The sequence below is a fragment of the Saliniramus sp. genome, from assembly GCF_035311605.1.
GTDB lineage: Bacteria > Pseudomonadota > Alphaproteobacteria > Rhizobiales > Beijerinckiaceae > Saliniramus.
This window is the reverse complement of sequence record NZ_DATGCW010000250.1, coordinates 1-4,810: the sequence shown is the minus strand read 5'-3', so window position 1 is coordinate 4,810 and position 4,810 is coordinate 1. Positions and strand designations below refer to the sequence as shown.

Here is a 4,810-nt window from a genome sequence, read left to right as displayed (position 1 = left end):
ACGCACCGCCCGACACGGCGACCGGCGTCGGCACGAGCCGCAAGCCCGGCGGGGCGTCATCAGCCCAGACGCCGTCTGCCGGAACCGGCGAGAATGCGCCGCCCCTGCCTTTCATGACACGCATCGCTCCTTACATATTCTGGGCGGTAGCCCTTGCCATGGCGGCAGGTGCGGGCTTTCTCGCATGGCGCCAGCGCGTTGCCACGAGAGGCGCCTCATGACGCCGGCACAGGGTCGTGCGCAGAGCGCCGTCTCGCCGCAACCGGGCGCTGAATCCGCTCCCGCCGATGACGGCGCCTGGCTGCGCTCACCGCGCCTGACCACCGATGACGGCAATAGCGGCCATCCCCGCCACAGGCGTGTGCCGATCATTCTGGAAACGGCCTGCGAAGATCCCTCCGCCCTGATCGCCCTGCTCGGTGAGGCACGCATTGCAGCGCTGACGGGCCTCCCGGAAGCCGCAATCAGCAATTTCAGCCATGCCCGCGCCAGCCTGCGAAGGCGCTTTGCGACCCGTCTGCGCGAGCGTCTCGGGCTGACCCGGCGCCAGGTCGCGGTTGCTCGCCGCATCCCGCGCGACCCCGCGATCATCATGCGCGCCATCGGCTTCTTCGCCACCACCATGCGTCTCGCTGACACGCCCCGCGTGATGGGCCGCGACGCGATGCGCCGGCTTGCGGAAAAATATGGCGAGGAAGCCCTCTCCTTCGCCCTGGTCCAGAAGCCGTTACTGACACAGAGCATCGAGGCCCTGCGTGAATTCATCGCCGAGCCGCCCGTCAGCGATGCGGACAAACGCATGTTCGTGCGCGCGCTCGCCGCCCATGGCCATGACGGCGCGGCCTGTGTGGCGCTGCTGCTTGATCTGCCGGTCGATATCGCAACGCGCGGCTTCGCCGATCGTTTCGACGCGGTAATCACCGGCCTGCCCACCCTGGCCGCCCGCGCTCTGACGCGCGTGATCGCCGATTGTGCAACCACGGATGCCGCGCGGGATACGAGCGGCGGCGGCCATAGCGTCATGCCCTCCCCCGAGGAAGTCCATGCCGCGGAAGCGCAATGGCGCGCTGATGGCCTCGCGGACGATCCCGCCGCAGCCGGGGGCGATGCGGCCTCCGATGCTTCAGGGACGGGGGAGATTGCGGTCGGCAATGATGGTTCACCCGGAGGCGAAAATGACGAACCCGCAGCCTGAAGCCCCGCCCGCATCACAACCGGCAACTGATCCCGGGGCGCAAGCGCCGCGCCCGCAGGCGCTGCCCGATGCGCCTGCCCAGCCGCCACCCCGGGCGGCACCGCGAACGCCACCTCAGAGACCGCCGAGAACATTGCCCCAGGGGCATACGCACAGATCACCCGAAGCAGCAGCGGCACAGGCGGCGCAGGCACCCACAGCGGAGCCGAAAGCTGCTGCACAACCCACCGCAAGCGAGGCGCCGGAACAGCCGGAGAATTCCGTCTTCGTACCCGCCACGAAAGTGCTCTCGGCGGAGGAGATGAAGGTGCTGCGCATCGCTGATCGCTTTCGCGACGAGGCCCGGCGCCTGCATGACGGCATGGGCCGCAGCGTTGCCGAAGCGCAGGAGCAGGCCCGCAAGAAGGGTTATCAGGAGGGTTTCGAAAAGGGCCGTCTGGAGGCCCTCGAAACCCTCGTCGAAGCCATCGACCGGGTGCGCGAGCGCCTTGCGGCCTCGGATGAGGAACTCGCCACCATCGTACTCGGTGCGGTCGAGCGCATGCTCGGCGAAATGGACGAGCACGAACTCGCCCTGCGCTGCGTGCGGCGCGCCCTTGACGATGCGGCAGGCGACATCTGGGCTGTAGTGCGGGTCACGCCGGATGAGGTTCCCTATCTCGAGGAAGGGCTACGGCAATTGCCGATGACGGGCTCCTGGCCCGAAATCAAGGGCGTGGAGGCCGATCCGTTGCTCAAGCGCGGCGAGATCATTCTCGAAACCCCCAAGGGGCGCATCCATGTGGGCATGCGCCAGCAGCTCTCACGACTGAAGGCCGGACTGCAGAGCCTGGACGAGTGAAGCAAGGCGCCACGCGCCATCGGCACGTGCAGATGCCGCAATCGGGGAATCGGAATGGACCAGACGAGCGCACCGCCGAAATCACCGCAGGACGTCGACATGCAGCGCCGACCACCGGCGCAGACGCCAGCAGCGGCGAAGACGGGCTCGCATCAGCCCGAACGGCGCAATGCCGACCGTCAGACCGGCTTTGCCGGCAAGCTCGCCAAGCTGCAGCGCATCGTCGGCGGGATCGACACGCGCCGCTCCTCAGGACGCCTGCTCGCCGTGACCGGTCCGCTGATCCGCGCGGAACTGCCGGGCGCGGAAGTCGGTGAATTATGTGAACTGCGCGATCCCGACACCTCCGAAACGCGTTTCGCGGAGGTGGTCGGGCTCGACAACGCCACCGCCTTTCTCGCCCCCTATGGTGGCACGTCGGGATTGTCGCTGCGCACGGAAGTGGTGGGCCTGCGCCGTCCGCCGACGGTGACCTGCGGTGACTATCTGCTGGGAACCGTGATCGACGCGCTGGGCAATTTCATGGATTGGGGCGACGCCTCCGAACCACCACGGCCCGGCCCCGAAGCCGAACGACGGCCAATCTCGGCGCAGGCCCCCGATCCGATGACCCGCAAACCGATCAGGACGCCGATGGAAATCGGTATCCGCTCGATCGATTCGCTGCTGACCATGGGGGTCGGCCAGCGGATGGGGATTTTCGGCACGGCGGGCGGCGGAAAGTCGACACTGATGTCGGAGATCGTGATGCGCTGCGAGGCGGATGTCACCGTCGTGGCGCTGGTCGGCGAGCGCGGACGCGAGGTCAACGACTTCCTCGAACACGCCCTGAGCAAGGAAAGCCGCGCGCGCTCGGTCATCGTCGCAGCGACATCGGACCGTCCCTCGGTGGAGCGCATGCAGGCCTCGCTCACCGCCACCGCCGTGGCTGAGCATTTTCGCGATCGCGGCATGAAGGTGCTGCTCTTCGTCGATACGGTGACACGTCTGGCACGCGCCCTGCGCGAGATCGGCCTCTCCGCCGGCGAGCCACCGGGCCGGCGCGGCTTCCCACCCTCCGTCTATTCGACCCTGCCGTTGCTGGTGGAGCGGGCCGGCCCTGCCGCCGTAGGCTCGATCACCGCCTTCTATACGGTGCTGGTCGAAGGCGACATGAATTCCGACCCGGTGGCCGAGGAGGTGAAGAGCCTGCTCGACGGACATATCATCCTCTCGGAGAAACTCGCGGCACAGGTGCATTATCCCGCCATTGACGTCATGGTCTCGAAAAGCCGCCTGTTCAACGATGTGACGACGCCGGAACACCGCGCCGCTGCCGACAAGATGCGCGAGCTCTATGCCCGTTATCAGGAACTCGAACTGCTGATCCAGGTCGGCGAGTACAAGCAGGGTACCGACGCCCTCAATGACGAGGCCGTCGCGAAGATCGAGATGATCAAGGCGCATCTCAAACAGAAGCCGGGTGAAATCGCCAAATTCGCCGACACGATCGCGCATCTGCGCGAGATCACGGGTGTGTGATGCGCGCGCAATTGCAGAAACTGATGACGATCCGCACGCTGCGCACGAAACAGCGCCGGCGCGATTACCAGAACGAACGCAACAACCTCGACGCACTCACGCAACAGATGGCGCAGAATACCGCCCGCATCGGGGAGGTCGAGGCAGCCCGTGCCTCGGCGGGGCGGCTGGGCAGCGCATCCGGCGAAACCTTTACCCAGACCGCCGTGATCGACAGTCAGCGCCAGCGCTATTTCCACGATCTGCAACTGCGCGACCTCAAGACCGCGAAACTGCGCCTCGATCGCCAGATCAAGCTTCAGGAGAAGAAGGTCACCGAAGCCCATGAAGCCCTGCGCGCCGCCGAGAAATCCGCCGAACAGCTCAATACCTTCGATGCCGAACTCGCCGAGAAGGAAGCGCGCGAAGCCGAGTTGCAGGAAGAACTCCAGACCGAAATGCCGTCCAAACCACGCTGGAAACAGTCATGAACGCACCTTTCCGACGCATCGACCCGGCCCTGGCCCAGCCCCTCGACCTGCCGGCCCTCTCCCCGCGCGAAGCCGGGGACTGGCGCCGTCTGGCGCGCAACCGGGCCAATCCGCAATTCCAGACGGGTATCGGGCGCATCGTCCTCTCCCTCGCTGATCCTGCTGCCCTCGCCGCCTGGGAGGGCGGCTGGACCCGGCTCGACCTGCTCTGCGCAGAGCGCGCTGCGAGCCTCTGGCTGCCCGACGACATCGTCACCGCGATGCTGCGCGGCGCCCATCCCATGCTCGACGATACCGCTTTGTCCACCGCCGACAGGGCGCTGCTGATTGATGCGCTGGAAAATGACCTGATCGACACCTTCTCGCATACAATCCGGGCGGAGATCGCCGTGGTCGCTGCGGAGCGCGGCCTGAGCATCGCCATGCGGCCCGCCTTCATCTTCGAAGCCGCAGCAGCCGATACTGCCGCAGGCCAGGGCGGCGCACGCTTTCCCATCGCGCTCGATTGCCACGCCATCGAGCGCGACCAGCTCGTCGCGGCCCTGATCGCCGGACCGATCACACGCAGCCCCTTCACAGATCTGACCACATCCATCGCATTCCGCTGCGGCTGCACGCGGCTGACACTCGCGGAATTCGCGACACTGGAGACAGGTTGTGGGATTTCACTTGACGATACTACTTTAAGTTTTCAAAAGATTGTAGCAATCACCGCAGAGCGATTCGCCCAGACATGCAACTGGAAGACCATCAAACCGACGCTCGACGGGCCGCTGCTGCGAC

At 66.2% G+C, this 4,810-nt stretch carries 5 protein-coding genes and 1 pseudogene; 5 read left to right on the top strand and 1 reads right to left on the bottom strand.

Features of this window, described 5'->3' with window-relative positions; translation table 11 throughout:
* The first annotated feature begins 217 nt into the window (after positions 1–217).
* Entirely contained in the window at positions 218–1,195 is a 978-nt protein-coding gene (locus tag VKP01_RS11320) for a hypothetical protein (RefSeq protein WP_324412345.1), read from the top strand.
* A 114-nt stretch (positions 1,196–1,309) separates the two neighbouring features.
* Here the strand turns inward: VKP01_RS11320 and VKP01_RS11315 are convergent, their stop codons facing one another.
* Positions 1,310–1,513: a hypothetical protein gene (locus VKP01_RS11315; protein WP_324412343.1), complete on the bottom strand. Its 204-nt coding sequence runs from the start codon at positions 1,511–1,513 to the stop codon at positions 1,310–1,312.
* On the opposite strand from VKP01_RS11315, the gene VKP01_RS11310 reads away from it, so the two are divergent.
* The 4 genes and pseudogenes from VKP01_RS11310 to VKP01_RS11295 form a co-directional block, all read left to right on the top strand.
* Complete coding sequence (locus tag VKP01_RS11310; protein ID WP_324412341.1) at positions 1,503–2,036, top strand: FliH/SctL family protein; 534 nt, start codon at positions 1,503–1,505, stop codon at positions 2,034–2,036. The genes VKP01_RS11315 and VKP01_RS11310 overlap by 11 nt on opposite strands.
* A gap of 54 nt (positions 2,037–2,090) precedes the next feature.
* Positions 2,091–3,557, top strand: coding sequence for a FliI/YscN family ATPase (locus VKP01_RS11305; RefSeq protein WP_324412339.1), 1,467 nt, complete (start codon positions 2,091–2,093; stop codon positions 3,555–3,557).
* The gene (locus VKP01_RS11300; RefSeq protein WP_324412337.1) at positions 3,557–4,027 is read left to right on the top strand and encodes a hypothetical protein; all 471 of its coding nucleotides are present in this window, start codon (positions 3,557–3,559) and stop codon (positions 4,025–4,027) included. The genes VKP01_RS11305 and VKP01_RS11300 overlap by 1 nt, the downstream gene beginning before the upstream one ends.
* Positions 4,024–4,810: pseudogene (locus VKP01_RS11295) on the top strand (hypothetical protein); the annotation flags it as partial. The gene VKP01_RS11300 and the pseudogene VKP01_RS11295, both read left to right, overlap by 4 nt.

Coding starts and splice junctions, on each gene's coding strand:
- VKP01_RS11320 (WP_324412345.1), top strand. CDS start 218: ATGACGCCGGCACAGGGTCGTGCGCAGAGCGCCGTCTCGCCGCAACCG.
- VKP01_RS11315 (WP_324412343.1), bottom strand. CDS start 1,513: ATGCGCAGCACCTTCATCTCCTCCGCCGAGAGCACTTTCGTGGCGGGT.
- VKP01_RS11305 (WP_324412339.1), top strand. CDS start 2,091: ATGGACCAGACGAGCGCACCGCCGAAATCACCGCAGGACGTCGACATG.
- VKP01_RS11300 (WP_324412337.1), top strand. CDS start 3,557: ATGCGCGCGCAATTGCAGAAACTGATGACGATCCGCACGCTGCGCACG.